At 37.3% G+C, this 15,402-nt stretch carries 15 protein-coding genes; 5 read left to right on the top strand and 10 right to left on the bottom strand.

Annotation, left to right across the window (positions count from 1 at the left end):
* Positions 1-15: 15 nt before the first annotated feature.
* The gene (locus EZ449_RS23260; RefSeq protein WP_262711104.1) at positions 16-201 is read right to left on the bottom strand and encodes a hypothetical protein; all 186 of its coding nucleotides are present in this window, start codon (positions 199-201) and stop codon (positions 16-18) included.
* On the opposite strand from EZ449_RS23260, the gene EZ449_RS22980 reads away from it, so the two are divergent.
* The 5 genes from EZ449_RS22980 to ispF all read left to right on the top strand — a co-directional run bounded on the left by EZ449_RS22980 (position 131) and on the right by ispF (position 4,579).
* Positions 131-1,549 carry an AsmA family protein gene (locus EZ449_RS22980; protein ID WP_262711107.1) on the top strand — a complete coding sequence of 473 codons (1,419 nt, stop codon included), beginning with the start codon at positions 131-133 and terminating at the stop codon, positions 1,547-1,549. The genes EZ449_RS23260 and EZ449_RS22980 overlap by 71 nt on opposite strands.
* Before the next feature lie 39 nt (positions 1,550-1,588).
* Positions 1,589-2,209, top strand: a complete 621-nt coding sequence (locus EZ449_RS22975; protein WP_225872231.1) for an AsmA-like C-terminal region-containing protein — start codon at positions 1,589-1,591, stop codon at positions 2,207-2,209.
* Positions 2,210-2,247: 38 nt separating this feature from the next.
* Entirely contained in the window at positions 2,248-2,526 is a 279-nt protein-coding gene (locus EZ449_RS22970) for a hypothetical protein (RefSeq protein WP_225872230.1), read from the top strand.
* A gap of 336 nt (positions 2,527-2,862) precedes the next feature.
* On the top strand, positions 2,863-4,053 hold the full coding sequence (porV, locus tag EZ449_RS04560; RefSeq protein WP_131556792.1) for a type IX secretion system outer membrane channel protein PorV: 1,191 nt from the start codon (positions 2,863-2,865) through the stop codon (positions 4,051-4,053).
* A 46-nt stretch (positions 4,054-4,099) separates the two neighbouring features.
* On the top strand, positions 4,100-4,579 hold the full coding sequence (gene ispF, locus EZ449_RS04555; RefSeq protein WP_131556791.1) for a 2-C-methyl-D-erythritol 2,4-cyclodiphosphate synthase: 480 nt from the start codon (positions 4,100-4,102) through the stop codon (positions 4,577-4,579).
* Positions 4,580-4,865: 286 nt separating this feature from the next.
* Here the strand turns inward: ispF and EZ449_RS04550 are convergent, their stop codons facing one another.
* The 9 genes from EZ449_RS04550 to EZ449_RS04510 all read right to left on the bottom strand — a co-directional run bounded on the left by EZ449_RS04550 (position 4,866) and on the right by EZ449_RS04510 (position 15,353).
* Entirely contained in the window at positions 4,866-8,270 is a 3,405-nt protein-coding gene (locus EZ449_RS04550) for a glycosyltransferase (protein WP_131556790.1), read from the bottom strand.
* Between the two features lie 162 nt (positions 8,271-8,432).
* The gene (locus tag EZ449_RS04545; RefSeq protein ID WP_205942944.1) at positions 8,433-9,311 is read right to left on the bottom strand and encodes a pirin family protein; all 879 of its coding nucleotides are present in this window, start codon (positions 9,309-9,311) and stop codon (positions 8,433-8,435) included.
* Between the two features lie 58 nt (positions 9,312-9,369).
* On the bottom strand, positions 9,370-9,900 hold the full coding sequence (locus tag EZ449_RS04540) for a YceI family protein (protein WP_131556789.1): 531 nt from the start codon (positions 9,898-9,900) through the stop codon (positions 9,370-9,372).
* A 159-nt stretch (positions 9,901-10,059) separates the two neighbouring features.
* On the bottom strand, positions 10,060-10,647 hold the full coding sequence (locus tag EZ449_RS04535) for a Crp/Fnr family transcriptional regulator (protein ID WP_131556788.1): 588 nt from the start codon (positions 10,645-10,647) through the stop codon (positions 10,060-10,062).
* An 11-nt stretch (positions 10,648-10,658) separates the two neighbouring features.
* The gene (locus EZ449_RS04530; protein WP_082455068.1) at positions 10,659-10,817 is read right to left on the bottom strand and encodes a FeoB-associated Cys-rich membrane protein; all 159 of its coding nucleotides are present in this window, start codon (positions 10,815-10,817) and stop codon (positions 10,659-10,661) included.
* Positions 10,818-10,946: 129 nt separating this feature from the next.
* On the bottom strand, positions 10,947-12,134 hold the full coding sequence (locus EZ449_RS04525; RefSeq protein ID WP_131556787.1) for a hypothetical protein: 1,188 nt from the start codon (positions 12,132-12,134) through the stop codon (positions 10,947-10,949).
* 204 nt (positions 12,135-12,338) lie between these two features.
* The gene (locus tag EZ449_RS04520; protein WP_131556786.1) at positions 12,339-13,166 is read right to left on the bottom strand and encodes a glutamine amidotransferase-related protein; all 828 of its coding nucleotides are present in this window, start codon (positions 13,164-13,166) and stop codon (positions 12,339-12,341) included.
* Between the two features lie 7 nt (positions 13,167-13,173).
* Positions 13,174-14,274: a carboxylate-amine ligase gene (locus tag EZ449_RS04515; protein ID WP_131556785.1), complete on the bottom strand. Its 1,101-nt coding sequence runs from the start codon at positions 14,272-14,274 to the stop codon at positions 13,174-13,176.
* Positions 14,275-14,303: 29 nt separating this feature from the next.
* Positions 14,304-15,353, bottom strand: a complete 1,050-nt coding sequence (locus EZ449_RS04510; RefSeq protein ID WP_131556784.1) for an ATP-grasp domain-containing protein — start codon at positions 15,351-15,353, stop codon at positions 14,304-14,306.
* Between the last annotated feature and the right edge of the window lie 49 nt (positions 15,354-15,402).

The raw sequence follows: 15,402 nt of genomic DNA, 5'->3' as shown, positions 1-15,402 counted from the left end.
TACATTTTGGTTCATTTATTGTCGAGTTATTAGCCCAAACATTATCACTGTAAAAAAAATAAGTCTGCTTAAAAAAGTAATCATAGTAATTGCTGCTCTTTTTGTAATTCTGTTTGCCGCTGCTGCAGCTATTCCGCTGTTTTTTAAAAAAGAAATTGATGCAAAAATTAAATCAACCATCAATAAAACAGTAAATGCCAAAGTCGATTTTAAGGATCTCGACCTATGCCTGATTACATCTTTCCCCAATTTGGGAATAAAAATCAACAACTTGAGTATAATAGGACTTAATAGTTTTGCTAAGGATACCTTGGCAAATGTTAAACAATTGCAATTAAAGGTTAATTTATTCAGTGTTATTAAAGGCGAAATCTATCAGATAAACTCAATCGATCTTAACGAGCCTAATATTTTTGCCAAGGTTTTAAAGAGCGGAAAGGCCAATTGGGACATCATGAAAAAAGATAACGCTTCTGCAGCTACAAATACCGATGAAACAGCTTTTAAAGTGGCATTGCAAAAGTATGCTATCGAAAATGGAAAGGTAATTTATGATGATGCATCATTGGTTTTCTTTATGGAGCTCGAAAACCTTAATCCTAGTGGAAAGGGAGATTTTACACAGGATCTTTTTACCTTGAAAACCCAATCAAATATCGAAAAGTTAACCGTTAAATATGGAGGGATTCCTTATTTAAACAAAGTAAAATTAAACGCAGATCTTCCAATCGATATCGATATGAAGAACATGAAGTTCACGTTCGCTGAAAATAAAATTCAGTTAAATGAATTAATCTTATCAGCAGTTGGCTATCTGGCCATGCCAAATGTTAAAGATATGGTTGTTGATTTTAAGTTCGATGCGAAACAATCGGAGCTTAGGAACTTCCTTTCGCTTATTCCAGCAATTTATGCCTCTAACTGTAAGGATATGGAGGCCACGGGAAAATTTGCAATGAATGGAACTGCTAAAGGTACCTATAACGAAAAATCCTTGCCAGCTTTTGATGTAAATCTTTCAATCGAAAATGGAAAAATTAAGTATCCATCTTTACCATCGGCCATTAATAATATCCAGGTTAAATCTAACATTAACAACCCAGATGGCGTTATCGATCATACCGTAGTTAATATTCCTGCTTTCCATTTGGAGTTTGGGCAGGTGCCGGTAGATGGAAGATTGCTATTGAAAAACCCAACAACCGATCCTTTTGTGGATATGGCCTTAAAAGGAAAGCTAGATTTAAAGCAATTAACCGCAATATTCCCAATGAAAGATATGACCTTAAGCGGTATTTTGGATGCTGATGTAAAAGCTGCTGGTCGAAAATCTTCAATAGATAAAGGGCAATATGAAGCTTTCAAGGCATCAGGACAAATGATCGCCAGCAATTTTAACTATGCTGGTAAGAATGTTCCAATGCCGGTGAGTGTGCCCACTGCTAAAATGGTTTTCAGTCCGAAGAATATAACGCTTAGTAATTTAACGGCCAAGGTTGGTAAAAGTGATTTTTCGGCAAATGGATCGGTAAACAATTATTTAAGTTAATTCTTTAAGAAAAACCAAGCCTCACAGGGTAATTTCAATATGTCATCTAACTTAATTGATGTTAACGAATTGATGGGGCCAAAGGTAACTCCAGCTGAAAATGAACCAAAGAAAGCAACTTCTAAACTGACTGTTTTTGAGGTGCCAGGAAATATCGATTTTAATGTTGCCGCAAAAGCAGGAAGAGTTTTGTACGATACTTATGATATTACCAATGCAAAAGGTGCTCTATTAGTGAAAAATAAAGCCATTACTTTTAAGGATATGGGCATGAATATGTTAGATGGAACCTTAAAAATGAATGGGTCTTATGCCACCATCAACCCTGAAAAACCAAAGGTTGATGTAGATTTTGGTATAGAGAAAATGGATATTCAAAAGGCATTTAATGCTTTTAATATCATTAAATTATTAGCCCCTGTAGCCAAGTTTACCAAAGGTAGTTTCTCCACCAATTTAAAGTTCGATTCTGATCTGGATCAAAATATGATGCCCGTTTATTCTTCTATCAATGCAGAAGGCTTAACAAATATTATTCAAGCAGTGCTTGATGGATTTGAACCTTTGAATAAGTTAGCATCCGCATTAAGCTCTGATAAGTTTAAAAAACTCGAGTTGAATAACGTAAAGACGAAGTTTAAAATTAAGGATGGACGTTAAATGTAGCGCAGTTTGATATTAAGAAAGATGGAATTGTGATGAATGTTCAAGGTTCAAACGGACTCGTTCAGACCATGGCTTATGATCTGGCACTCAATCTTCCGAGGGCAATGCTTGGCGCCAAGGCAAACGAAACCGCAAATGCCATCATTGCCAAATTAAATAGTAAGGCGGGGACAAATGTAGCTATGAGTGAAACCGTAAAGCTAAATGCAGTTCTGGGGGTAACAATATTGAAGCCAACTATTAGATTAAAATACGGTTCTGGCGATGCGAAAGCTACCGCTAAGGATGCAGTGAATAGTGTAATTGCCTAAAAGAATGCCGAATTGCAGACAAAAGCACAAGCGAAGATAGAGACCGTCAAGGCCAAGGCAACCGAAAAAGTAAAAGATGCTATAGCCGAAAAGCTAAATGGCTTAGTTAAAAAGAAGAATTAACATACTGGCATTTAATTATTTATAGCCTAATTGCCTAATCGACTAATACTTACGATTTTTACAGATACATTGGTATGTAAAAATCGTAGGTTTAATTAGTAAATAATCACTTTATTCGTATTTTGGTGAAATATAATTTTTGGTTTTACGTTAAGAATATTAATCTCCAGAATAACGTATTCCCGAAGATCTAAAATTACGTACCTTTAAAGGATGAATCTCAAGTACATCAGTAAACTTGCTTTTTCTGCACTATCTTTAGTCTTGGTTTTTGGTAAAACAAATGCCCAAGTCGTTATAGGTAATACCCAAACTAATGGTAGTGAATCGAATAATATTGTAACAGCTGTTCCTTTTCTATTAATTACTCCAGATGCCCGTTCAGGTGCCATGGGTGATGCGGGTGTGGCGGTTACTGGTGATGTAAATTCTGCGAGTATAAACGCTTCAAAGCTTGCTTTTCTCGATAAGCCTTATGGTTTTTCTGTTTCTTATAGTCCGTGGTTAAAGAGCTTGGTTCCCGATATTAATCTTGCCTATTTAAGTGGATTTTATAAACTCGATGATCGCAATACAATAGGTGCCTCACTAAGGTATTTTTCTTTAGGTTCTATTCAGCTAACCGATGTTAATCAACAAGATTTGGGTATTTCCAATCCGAACGAATTGGCCTTGGATTTCTCTTTTGCCAGAAGTTTTGGAGAGGAGTTTTCATTGGGATCATCATTAAGATATATTTATTCTAACCTTGCTTCAGGGCAGTTTGCTTCTTCTGGTCAGGTTCATGGCGGTAATGCTGTTGCAGTAGATGTTTCAGGGTTATATAAAACAGCTACCACGCTTTTCGGTAAGGAGACCGTTCTTTCTGCCGGCGCAAATATTTCGAACATTGGCACTAAGATGAGTTACTCTGATGGAGGCGAAAGTTTCTTTCTTCCTACTAACTTTAAGATTGGTGGCGCTTCTACCTTTGTTGTTGATGAGTTCAGTACATTTACCCTAGCAGTCGATTTTAACAAACTGTTAGTTCCAACACAACCAATTTACGATTCGAATAACACTATCGTAAGTGGAAAAGACCCTAATCGTTCTGTTCCTGCAGGAATATTTGGATCATTTAACGATGCACCAGGTGGTTTTAGCGAAGAAATTAAGGAGGTTGGAATTTCAACAGGACTGGAATATTGGTACAACCAACAGTTTGCCCTAAGGGCGGGTTACAACTATCAAAGCCCAATGAAAGGCGATAGCAGGTATTTTACATTAGGTTTGGGCTTAAAGTATAATGTCTTCAATATCGATTTCTCTTATTTGTTGGCAAATGCACAAACAAGTCCGCTAGCCAATACCCTACGTTTTGGCCTTTTGTTTAACTTTGGCGATAAGAAGATCGTTAAACAATAAGACCTAACAATTTTCGATTAAACTTTCATAAAATTAAATTTCTAACATGAAAATTAGAGTAGGCTTTGGTTTCGACGTACATCAGTTAAAAGATCAACATCCATTTGTTGTTGGTGGAGTAACTTTAGATCATGATAAAGGTGCTTTTGGGCACTCGGATGCCGATGTTTTGCTTCATGCTATCTGTGATGCCCTCTTGGGTGCCGCTAATTTACGTGATATTGGCTTCCACTTTAAAAATACCGATGAAAGGTGGAGGGGGATTAGTAGTGTTATCCTTTTAAAAGAGACCGTTAAGCTGTTAACAGAAAAAGGTTGGCAGGTTGGAAATATCGACGCCATGCTCTGTTTAGAAGCCCCAAAAATAAATCCCCATATTCCAACAATGCAAGAGAATATAGCTGCTGCCATTGGAATATCTACTGAGGATATCTCTATTAAGGCAACCACAAATGAAACTATGGGTTTTGTAGGTAGGGAAGAAGGCGTTGTAGCCTATGCCGTTTGCTTGATAGAAAAAGTATAGTCATTTATATTTTGGAGCGCAAAGTTTCTACAAAAATTAAAATTTCTTCCCGTTTTTTGCTTATACGCTTCACTCGTCATACTTTCTTGCTGCAGGTTAAACGCTGCAACCGGGGCTAAAAGCAACTGTAGCCTTTCATTTTTGCGGTTGGCATAGCGTACAAACTTGGTTGCTAAACCTGACAATAGCGGCAGCCCCCGATTCTTTATCGGGGCTACAGCGAATGGCAGGACTGATGACCGCCAAAAGCTTGAGCCAATCATTTTCTAAGACAAAAAAATAATCCTTAAGCTGTAGCCTCTTTTACATTGCCCGTCCTTTTTAATGTTCCCCAAGTTTCTAGTTCTCCCTTAATGGCTTTTCTAAACGAACGAAATAAAACCAAGTACATTAATTGTCTCCAAAAGAACCGTTGAGGTAAGATGTAAAGTAGGTTTTTATACTTCTCTTTCTCCATTTTGAAAGCTATCGCCGCAAAAATCATATCTACAACAATAAAGATAATGTAGTAAAATAACACTTGTCCAAAACCATTATGTAAGCTCAAAATTCCTGAAAAGCCAGTTAGGGTGAGGTTGTTTATTGCGCTTAAAGAAAACAATCCGCTGATTAATGAAATGAGCATAAACAAATCTGCCAATGGAGAAAATAGCGGTAATATAATCTGATAGATTAGGATGTTTGGCATTCCCACCATTCCAAAATACCCATATTTTTTGTTCAATAGGGTTTTACGGTTTTTCCAAAAACTTTGCATTACCCCAAAACTCCAGCGGAAACGTTGTTTCAACAACATGTTTACAGTTTCTGGTGCTTCGGTGTAGGCAATTGCAGCATCACAGTTTTTTACCTTATAACCAGCTCTTAGAATCCGCATAGTTAAATCACAATCCTCTGCTAAGGTATCTATAGTAAAGCCGCCAATTTCCAAAACCACATCTTTTCTAAAGGCACCAATGGCACCTGGAACAACGGTTATGGTATTTAGTAAATCGAAAGCACGACGATCCATATTTTGAGCAGTAATGTATTCTATTGATTGCCATTTTGTGATAATGTTGTGCGCATTGCCAACTTTAACCGTTCCAGCAACGGCAGCAATTTTATCGCTGTAAAAATAACGCATCAATTCTTTTACCGCATCGGTTTTAAGCTGTGTATCGGCATCAATACAGATAATAAAATCGGCACTGGCCTTGGTAATTCCAAAATTAAGAGCCGATGCCTTACCGCCATTTTCCTTGCGGTAAACCTTAACTTGTGGGTGGTATCCAAATTGTGAATTAATAATCTCAAAGGTTTTATCTTTCGATCCATCATCAACAAAAATTAATTCGAAATTTGGATAATCGGTTTTTAAAAGGCTATTAATGGTATGTATTGCCGTAATTTCCTCATTGTAAGCTGGAATAATAATGCTCACTTTTTCTGATGGATCAGCAATCAATTTGCCAATATTTCGCTTAGCTCTATTTTTTTGCCTAATGGCGAGGTAAGTAATAAAAATCGTTCTTAAAATAGCGAGAACGATCGCCACAGAAAATACGATATTTAAGATCATGTTTCCGTAGTAAAAGAAGTTGATGAAAAAATAATCGCCAGAACCACTAAAGCCACTGTTGGCAGAAGAGTTTACGGCAGGCATTAATTCTGACCTTTTTTTGCCCATTAAATCGCCAACAGTGGTAAATGTATAACCCTTAGCCTTGAAAAATTTAATAATTCTGGGTAGCGCCGCAACTGTAGCTTCGCGATTGCCACCAGCATCATGAAGTAGCAGAATATTCCCATTATCTTGTTGCTTAACCACTTCATTAAAAATTTGATCTGCTGTTTTTCCTGGCTCCCAATCCTCCGGATCGATATATTCACCAATATTGATGTAGTTTTCCTTACGACTTTGCGCAACCGGCAAAATCTCAGATATGTTTTGTGGTTCAGCATCAGCATTAAAAGGTGCACGAAATAAAATGGTGCTATGGCCAGTAACGGCTTCAATTAATCGGCGTGTAGCGTTCAATTCAAATTTAACGCGTCGTGGTCCAATGGCCGACATATCTGGATGAAGGAATGTGTGGTTTCCAATCTCATATCCATCGTTATATTCTTGCCTCAATAACTCCATATTCTTCTCGGCCATAATACCCACCACGAAAAAACATCCCGGAACATTTTCCTTTTTTAGGATATTCAGCACTTGCGGCGTATAAACTGGATCGGGTCCATCATCAAAAGTCAAGGCAATTTTCTTATCAGCCTCACCAAACCTTTTGATTACATATTGCTCTGGCAAACGCATGTATTTTTGATCGGCAATGGAAAAGTTATCCCTATTTAAGGTAAATCTTACTGCGCCAAGTTTAGGTGAGGATATTAAATCCAAGATTTCGCCATCTCCGATGTAAGAAATGCCACCCATATTTAAGGAAGAGATTTTACGCAGATCGAAAGGTTTTTTTTTAAGCGTATCTAAACTCAAATCATTTGAAATGAAAGACCATAGGCGCTTATCTTCAGAGCCCAAGCGCCACAAAGCAATTCCTGCTATATTCCAATCATCCGCCTTGCGGATTAAATTGAAATAAGTTGAGGCATCTGTAAAATAAACCTCGTGCTTAATTCCGCTGCCATCACTGTAGCTGTAATTTAAATTTGCCGAGGCAGGATCGTAATTAACCTTGCTTTTGTAATTTACGGCAACAGTCATCGCTTCTTCGTAGGTTACTGGTTTGCCAATACTGTTTTTTGGCCAATCATAACCATAACAAGCCAAGGCAAGAATAACTTTGTCTGGGTCAACTTTGCTGCAAATATCATCAAGTTTTTCTTCCACCCATTCTTGGTGCGAAATATCTCCGGCATTACTTTGATCGGTATGCTGATCATAAGCCATCAACACAATATAATCATTGTACTTCTGCAATATCTCTGGCTGATAATCATCATTTTCTGGTGAAATATCTTGAGAGACAATCAGTTTTTCGGCATGAAACTGCGTGTAAAGATTCTTCATGAAAGCATTAAAGCCATCATTGTTCTCTAAGTTTAATTCCTCAAAATCGATGTTTATACCTTTAAACCCATATTTCTTCGTGATTGAAATGAGGTTGTAAATCAATTTCTGTTGAGCAGGCAAATCGTTTAGCAAGCGTTTTACAGCTTCGCCATCCCAATGATCTTTATTGAAATTGGACACCACGGCAATAGCAGATTTTTTCCCCGTATGGATTACTTTCAGTGCAGCTGTATCGGCTTTATCTACAATCGAATCTCCATTTAAGAAAAACGACTCAGCTGCAACCATGTCCAAATGACCGATGTTGCGCTTCAAATCAGACAACGATTTATCTTTACTGGCCGCCCAGCTTACATAAAAAGCCATGTTTATGCGCTTACTATCGCCATGTTTGGTTAGAATTCTATGCTCCCGATCCTTTTTTATTTGCTGGAGATGAGACTTCTCAATGGTAAAAGCCTTATACTGCTGAGATTTTTTTAATTTCTCCAATTGCTTTTGCGTTAAGGGAGAATTTGTATTGATAAAGGGCAAATTTGGCGCCTGAACTGAAGATAAAGTATAGGCTACGCAGATTATTGCGATGATGAAAACTAAAAAAAATGAGCGACTTACCCAAGTAAAAGTATGCCAACGCCTTTTAGTCTCAGTTTGAAATATTTGTTTTCCGGACATTTTTCTGTTCTGATTTATAATCAAATATCACTAAGGAATATGAAGATTGTATGAAAAGAATCTGACACTGATTTAGTTAGGATACAAAAATTGATAAGTACAAAAAAGCCGACAAATTTTATTAGAAATGTCGGCTCAAAAATATAATTAATTAAACGCTATTTATTCTTCGATATAACCAAATCTACCTTGATTATAATCTTCAATGGCTTGATTTATTTCAGCCTCCGTATTCATTAAAAATGGTCCGTATTGAACGATGGGTTCATGAATAGGTTCGCCGCTTAAAATTAAAATGATACTATTTTCCATTGCTACGATCTTCACTTCATTTCCCTCGTTTTTAAAGTGAACAAAGCTGTTTACATCAGCAATTTCGTTATCATTGATTTTAATACGACCTTCTATAACCATAAAGCCAGTATTAAAATGATCAGGGAAATTAAAAGTTGCTTCTCCATCTTTGTTTAATCGGGCATTATACAATTCTATTGGGGTAAAAGTAGTGGCATTGCCTTTTAAGCCTTGGAATTTACCCGCAATAACTTCGATTTTGCCACCATCATTAGGAAGAACAAAACTTGCCATATCAGCCTGTTTAATAGCTTGATATTTTGGTTTACTCATCTTATCTATAGCGGGAAGGTTAATCCAAAGTTGCAGCATTTGGAAAGGGCCACCTTTTAAGCTGTAATTTTTCTCATGATATTCTTTATGAAGTATTCCACTGGCCGCAGTCATCCATTGCACATCGCCAGGATAAATTATACCACTATTTCCTGAACTATCGTGATGCGCAACCGCACCATGGTAAGCAATGGTAACCGTTTCAAAACCACGATGTGGATGAATACCCACGCCACGAGGTTCTTTTCTTGCAGAAAATTCGATTTTAGAGCCATAATCCATTAAGAAAAATGGGCTCATATCTATTTCATAACCGCTCGGAAAAAAATTATGTACCCTAAAGCCATCGCCAACCATGTGCGGTGCCGGTGCTTTTAATACTGTTTCTACTTCTTTTATTTTGATTTCCCTCATACCTCCATGGAAAATTTAAGTTCAGCCTGCAAAATGCAGGCTGTAAATGCAAAAGGAATTAAGCTTGTTTTACAAACTGTAATTCACCTAAAATGCGTACTTCTTCACTTACCATTACGCCACCAGTTTCTAATGCAGCATTCCAGGTTAAGCCAAAATCAGAACGATTAATTTTTCCGCTTAAAGTAAAGCCAGCTTTTGTATTTCCCCAAGGATCGGTTGCAATGCCACCAAATTCCGCAGTTAATTTTACAGGTTTAGTTTCGCCTTTAATGGTTAAATCGCCTTTAACGATGTAATCTCCGCCATCTTTTTCAACCGATTTAGATGTGAATTCAATATGTGCAAATTTTTCTGCGTCGAAGAAATCAGCACTCTTTAAATGTGTATCGCGATCAGTGTTTCCTGTATCAATAGAATCAATATCACCTTTAAAAGAAATTTCGCTGTTAGCAAATTCATCACTTTCGGATGTTAATTCTGCTGAGAAAGATTTCAAGCTACCGGTTACAGTAGTGATCATCAAATGTTTTACCTTAAATTGTAGTTCGCTGTGGGTTGGATCTAACGTCCATTTTGTAGTTGCCATATCTTTTGTTTTTTGAGATGTTTAATATTTACAAAACAAAAGTACAGCATGGGCTTTGAGTAGAAATTGATGTATGGTAATTAATTAACAGGATTTAAGGATGATAGGATTTTCATGATTAAGGAATTATAAATCTTGAGAATCCTTAAATCCTGCTTATCATGATCTAAAGTGTTTATTGGCCAACTCTTTTCTAACACGACTTAAAGATTCAGGGGTAATTCCTAAGTAGGAGGCAATCATCCATTGCGGAACGCGTAAAGTAAGATTTGGGTAAAGCTTGATGAAGTCGAGATACCGTTCTTCAGCGGTGGCACTCAAAAGCATATTAATTCTTTTCTGCATAAAGCGAATAGAATTATTTAGCAGTTTGGTGTGCATAGGTTGCAAGCAAGGAACTTTTATGGCGGCCTGTTCCATGAAATCGTTTGGCATGATTACAGCTTCAGTGGCTTCAATTGCATCAATAAAAAATACCGATGGCTCATTATTCATGCTATTTCTGTCAGAAATTAACCAGTTCTCGGGTGCAAACTGAAGAATATGTTCTTTGCCTTTTGAATCTATTGAGTAAGCACGAAGCAAGCCCTTACAAACAAAAAAACCATGTTTAGTAATGTCGCCAGTATATTGAATGATTTCGTTTTTATCGAATTTCTTTATTTTCAAATCGGCAGAGATGCTGTCGAATTGCTCATCAGTTATTTCTATTTTTTCCTTAAGGTAGTTTTTAAACTGATTAATCATAAAGGGACGAATTACTTTTTAGCAGGCTTGATATCAGAAAAATCTACACCACATTTGCAATTACCACCGCAGCCATCCTTTTTAACCTGTAATGATTTATAAACCAAACGGCCAACATATACCAATGCAACCGCAAAAAGTAAAAAGACTAAAATCGTTTGAGTATTCATAAAACAAATATAAGCAGCTTGGTTGATTTAGGTTTCAGTTAAATGTAAAAAGGTTTAGCCACAGATTCGCAGATTTAGAATTATTTTTGGTAGTGAAATATTAATCAGCGAATCTGCGGCAAACTATTACTAATCCTCCATAAATCCAACGGTTCCGCCAACCCAGTCAAAATCTGCATTGTACCGAACGCCAATCATTTTGCCTTTACTCAACCGGCTTAGATTGGTGCAAAGCTGAGGTTCTCCGCCATCAGGCCAAAGATACATCATTCTAATTTCGGCCTTTACGCCTCCATCCGGCGATTGAACTGCAGGTTCGTAGGAAACTTTTCGTTGTAAAATCCAGTTTTCCGGATCGGGAATATTTTCGATATCTGCTTGCTTTACATCAATAATAACACCCATACCAGCAAAAGAAAAAAGTGGTTTTAGAACATAATTTTCCAAATCAGTAGGAATAATTTCTATCTGATTTAAAAAACGCGTATCTGGAACAAATTCACTATTTAAAAAAGGCATGGTGTATTTACTGATTCGATAAAACCAGTTTGGATGCGTTACCCACTCTATATCTAATTCGTTTCTCGGATCGAAGCTGTTTTTGAAAATCTCCGTATTATCAGCAACTTCATCGAATATTAAACGGTTATAAATCCTTTTTAGTTGGATCTGTTTGCCATCTTCCTCGTAAAATAACTGATTACCAATTTTCTTGATGTCTTCCAAGGCCAGAATTTTTATGCCCAGCATTTTTTTGGTTACAAAAAAATCGATTGCCGTTTTTTGGTTTGGCGCATCTACATCCATCAAAGCCACTTCATGCGGTTGGTGCTTGCCGATAATTACTTCTTTAAAAAGTTTGATGTATTTATCTTCGTTGAAACCATTGAGGAAGTGATTAACAGAGTTGTCAATTTCGAAACACTTTCTGAAAGTATTTGATAGGTGAATCTGAAAAGCATATAATGAGGGAAAACCCTGCATTTCAATTAACATAGGGGTTAATTCGCCTGCTTCGTTCTTGCAAATTCCGAAATCGAAAGTTAAGAAATGAGGCTGCTCATTTTCATTTGGAACATTCCAATCTTTGGGAATAGATTTTTGGGTTAATTCCTTGAAGTTGGGCTGTTTAATCAGATTTATAATTTCTTCGCCTGCCGCAATTAACTTTTCCTTTAAGGCCTTTGGAACAAAAACAGGTGTTTCTGCAACACGGAACGGAATCTCAAAATAATCTTTCTCAAGCTCAGTAATAAAGTTTTTATAGTTTTCTTCGGTAAACTGTTGATTATATTTTTGGCGTAGAGCAGGTATCATAGTTTTGTATTTTGTTTCACGAAAATTTGCTGATTGTCATTCTGAGCACAGCGAAGAATCTCCAAGCGATAGAAACACAATCGTCAATTAACCTACTGCCAAAAAAAAGCCTGTTCAGTATTTTAGAAAAGTGCTAATCGGTTACGGATTCTTCGTGCCTCAGAATGACAGTCGACTGTGTTTTTAGCCCCTTTAGGGGTTGGGTTAGGCCTCTTGCAAATTCCCAATTGCTTTATTTAAGAAATTAGGAAGAATAACACTTTGCGTTAACACAATCCTAGCAGGATCATCTAAACTGTTAAGCATATCTAAATATTTTTGTTCTCCATGCAAATCAACAATTGCTTTCTTCTTTTCATCCTGAAGCAAATACATTTTCATACCTATAGGATCTGCCTCTGGATGAAATTGGGTGCCAATAATTTCATCAGAAAACCGAATAGACATCATGCATCTTTCTAAATCAACATGCTTGCGCTCTTTTTCTATGGCTAAAAGCTTAGCGCCTTTTGCAGCAAATGCAGCAAAATCGGGCTTAATTACTTGCCAATCTCGACTATCAACCGAGAAAAAAGGATTGGTAATGCCATCAAAAATTTCATCTTGTTCGCCCTCTTCAGTTAAAGTAATTGGAAAAATTCCAAATGCATTCGAACGCCTTTCCGTTACATTTCCTAGCTCAAATTTTCGGCAAGCCAGCTGAAACGAGTGGCAAATTAAAAAAGCATATTTCTTTTGTTCATCATTTGAAGTGTTAAAAGCCTCAATTTGATCCAAAAGATTGAAAAAGTCATTTTCCCATTTTTCGCCTTTGCTTTCAATTGGACTACCAGGTCCGCCGCTTGAAATGTAAGCATCATATTCTATTCCGGGTATCTCACCTTTTTGTCTTAAATCGAAAATATCGAAAGAAAGATTAATGTTATTATCTTTTCCAAAGCGGGATAAAATTTCCTGAATTCCCCGCATACCCTGATTAGGTGCACCGTTATTCATGTCAATAACGGCGACCTTTAAATCTCTTTTATCCATTTTAAATTTACCTTGCACCTATAAGTGTTTGAGTAGTAATGTAATCAACTACCGATTCAAAGTTACCTGTTTGTGCGTAAACTGCCAACTGTCTATCTGCACCTGTGCCGTGCTCCAATATTTTATGAACATATTCTAAGTCATTTCTGCAACCTAAATCATCTACAACATCATCCACAAAATCTAATAATTCTAAAACCAGATTGCGGCAATTCACTTCCATTTCTTTACCAAAATCGATTAAATTTCCGTCAATTCCATAACGGGCAGCACGCCATTTATTTTCGTTAATTAAGGCTCTAGAATAACTGATGAATTCCATGTTTTGCAAACGAAGTTTATACAATTTGGCGCACAAGGCTTGGAATAAAGCCGTAAAAGCCATTGTCTCATCAATTAACATTGGGCAATCGCAAATGCGGAACTCTACGGTATCGAAGAATGGATGCACTCTGATATCCCACCAAATTTTCTTCGCATTATCCATGCAATTGGTTTTGATTAAGAGCTTTACGTAATTGTCATAATCTTCAATACTATTAAAAATATCAGGAATACCTGTTCGAGGGAATTTATCGAAAATCTTAGTTCTGAAAGATTTGTAACCAGTATTTCTCGATTCCCAAAAAGGAGAATTGGTTGACAAAGCAAATACGTGAGGCAGGAAGTACCTCACCTGATTTGCAATGTGAATGGCCAATTCGCGAGATTGAAAACCTACGTGAACGTGCAAGCCGAAAATTAAATTCGAGCGGGCAGCTTCCTGTAGCTCGTTTACAATTTCATTATAACGGGGATGTTCTGTAATTAATTGTTTTTCCCAATGTGAAAATGGGTGAGTGCCGGCAGCGCCAATACGCAAACCTTGTTCGCCAGCTAGTTGCGAAACCGTATATCTCAGTTGCGAGATTTCCTTGCGGGCTTCTTCTGTGGTTTTACAAATGCCTGTTCCAACCTCTACAACAGCTTGGTGCATTTCTGCCTTAACCTGGTCCTTGTGTATCTTTTGTGCGGCCTCAACAATTTTTTGGTCATGCGAGGTAAGTTCCCTGGTAACGGGATCAACTACCATATACTCCTCCTCTATGCCAAGCGTGAATTCATTCATCCTAGTACGTATTAATTTTTAAATCCCTTTTACTTTTTTGGCGCAGCCTTTTTCGCTGGTGCCGCTTTTGGTTTTGCAGGTGCTTTTTCTGCTTTTGGTACTTCTGGTTTAGTTGCTGCCTTGCCAATTAGCGGTTTACCTGCAACCGATGATTTAATGTATTCGCCCCACGTTAAATTATCCTGACCAGGTTTTTGCGCTTTGGCTCTTTCGATGGCATAGTTTGCAGTTGTTTCAACCACCCAATCAAAATTTTCTTGTCCAACGCTTTTAATATCGGCATCAGGAGCCGGGTTACAGAAATCGATAGCAATTGGAATACCATCTCGCACCGCAAATTCTACTGTATTGAAATCGTAACCTAAATATTGGCATAATTTCAAGGTATATTCTTCAACCGTTTTGAGCAATTTAGGATCTGGTGCCTTACCATCAACCGCATAACGCAGGTGATGAGGGTTGCGTGGCTCGTATTGCATAATGCGAACATGTTTTCCGCCGATGCAGTAACACCTAAAATATTCATCAAAGATGATTTCCTCTTGCAAAAGCATTACCAACTGTTCTGTCCCTGCGTGTTTATCAAAGAAATCTTCCTTATCATGTAGTTTGTAAACATCTCTCCATCCACCACCATCGTAAGGTTTCATGTAAGCCGGAAAGCCTGTATATTCAAAAATAGCATCCCAATCTAATGGCATACTTAAATTCGAAAATGATTCTCCTGTTGTACCTGTCGGGTGTTGACGTGATGGAATTAAAGCTGTTTTCGGAACTGGAACGCCAATTTGTTCTGCCAAGGCATTGTTAAAGAATTTTTCATCAGCACTCCACCAAAATGGATTGTTAATTACAGCGGTTCCGGTAATGGCTGCATTTTTTAACGATGCACGGTAAAAAGGTACATCCTGCGAAATACGGTCGATAATTACCGCATAATCCAACGGACTGTTTTGAAGTATTTTCTCTATTTTAACAGGTTCGGCAGTGATGCCTTTTTCTGCTTTCTGATTAATTCTCTCTACAACGGCTTCAGGAAAAGATCGTTCCTGGCCAAATAAAATCCCTATTTTCTTCATTGGTACTTAAATTTTTAATTGTTGTGAGGTTAACTGTTTAAATTGGTTA

Origin of the sequence: Pedobacter frigidisoli, assembly GCF_004331675.1 — a bacterium.
Lineage (GTDB): Bacteria > Bacteroidota > Bacteroidia > Sphingobacteriales > Sphingobacteriaceae > Pedobacter > Pedobacter frigidisoli.
Note: the sequence above shows the minus strand (reverse complement) of the source record. Positions and strands in the feature narration are given on the sequence as shown.

What these genes read in the sequence shown, in the direction of transcription:
- EZ449_RS22975 (WP_225872231.1), top strand. Translation starts at nt 1,589, where the DNA reads ATGTCATCTAACTTAATTGATGTTAACGAATTGATGGGGCCAAAGGTA.
- EZ449_RS22970 (WP_225872230.1), top strand. Translation starts at nt 2,248, where the DNA reads ATGAATGTTCAAGGTTCAAACGGACTCGTTCAGACCATGGCTTATGAT.
- porV (WP_131556792.1), top strand. Translation starts at nt 2,863, where the DNA reads ATGAATCTCAAGTACATCAGTAAACTTGCTTTTTCTGCACTATCTTTA.
- ispF (WP_131556791.1), top strand. Translation starts at nt 4,100, where the DNA reads ATGAAAATTAGAGTAGGCTTTGGTTTCGACGTACATCAGTTAAAAGAT.
- EZ449_RS04550 (WP_131556790.1), bottom strand. Translation starts at nt 8,270, where the DNA reads ATGTCCGGAAAACAAATATTTCAAACTGAGACTAAAAGGCGTTGGCAT.
- EZ449_RS04545 (WP_205942944.1), bottom strand. Translation starts at nt 9,311, where the DNA reads ATGAGGGAAATCAAAATAAAAGAAGTAGAAACAGTATTAAAAGCACCG.
- EZ449_RS04540 (WP_131556789.1), bottom strand. Translation starts at nt 9,900, where the DNA reads ATGGCAACTACAAAATGGACGTTAGATCCAACCCACAGCGAACTACAA.
- EZ449_RS04535 (WP_131556788.1), bottom strand. Translation starts at nt 10,647, where the DNA reads ATGATTAATCAGTTTAAAAACTACCTTAAGGAAAAAATAGAAATAACT.
- EZ449_RS04530 (WP_082455068.1), bottom strand. Translation starts at nt 10,817, where the DNA reads ATGAATACTCAAACGATTTTAGTCTTTTTACTTTTTGCGGTTGCATTG.
- EZ449_RS04525 (WP_131556787.1), bottom strand. Translation starts at nt 12,134, where the DNA reads ATGATACCTGCTCTACGCCAAAAATATAATCAACAGTTTACCGAAGAA.
- EZ449_RS04520 (WP_131556786.1), bottom strand. Translation starts at nt 13,166, where the DNA reads ATGGATAAAAGAGATTTAAAGGTCGCCGTTATTGACATGAATAACGGT.
- EZ449_RS04515 (WP_131556785.1), bottom strand. Translation starts at nt 14,274, where the DNA reads ATGAATGAATTCACGCTTGGCATAGAGGAGGAGTATATGGTAGTTGAT.
- EZ449_RS04510 (WP_131556784.1), bottom strand. Translation starts at nt 15,353, where the DNA reads ATGAAGAAAATAGGGATTTTATTTGGCCAGGAACGATCTTTTCCTGAA.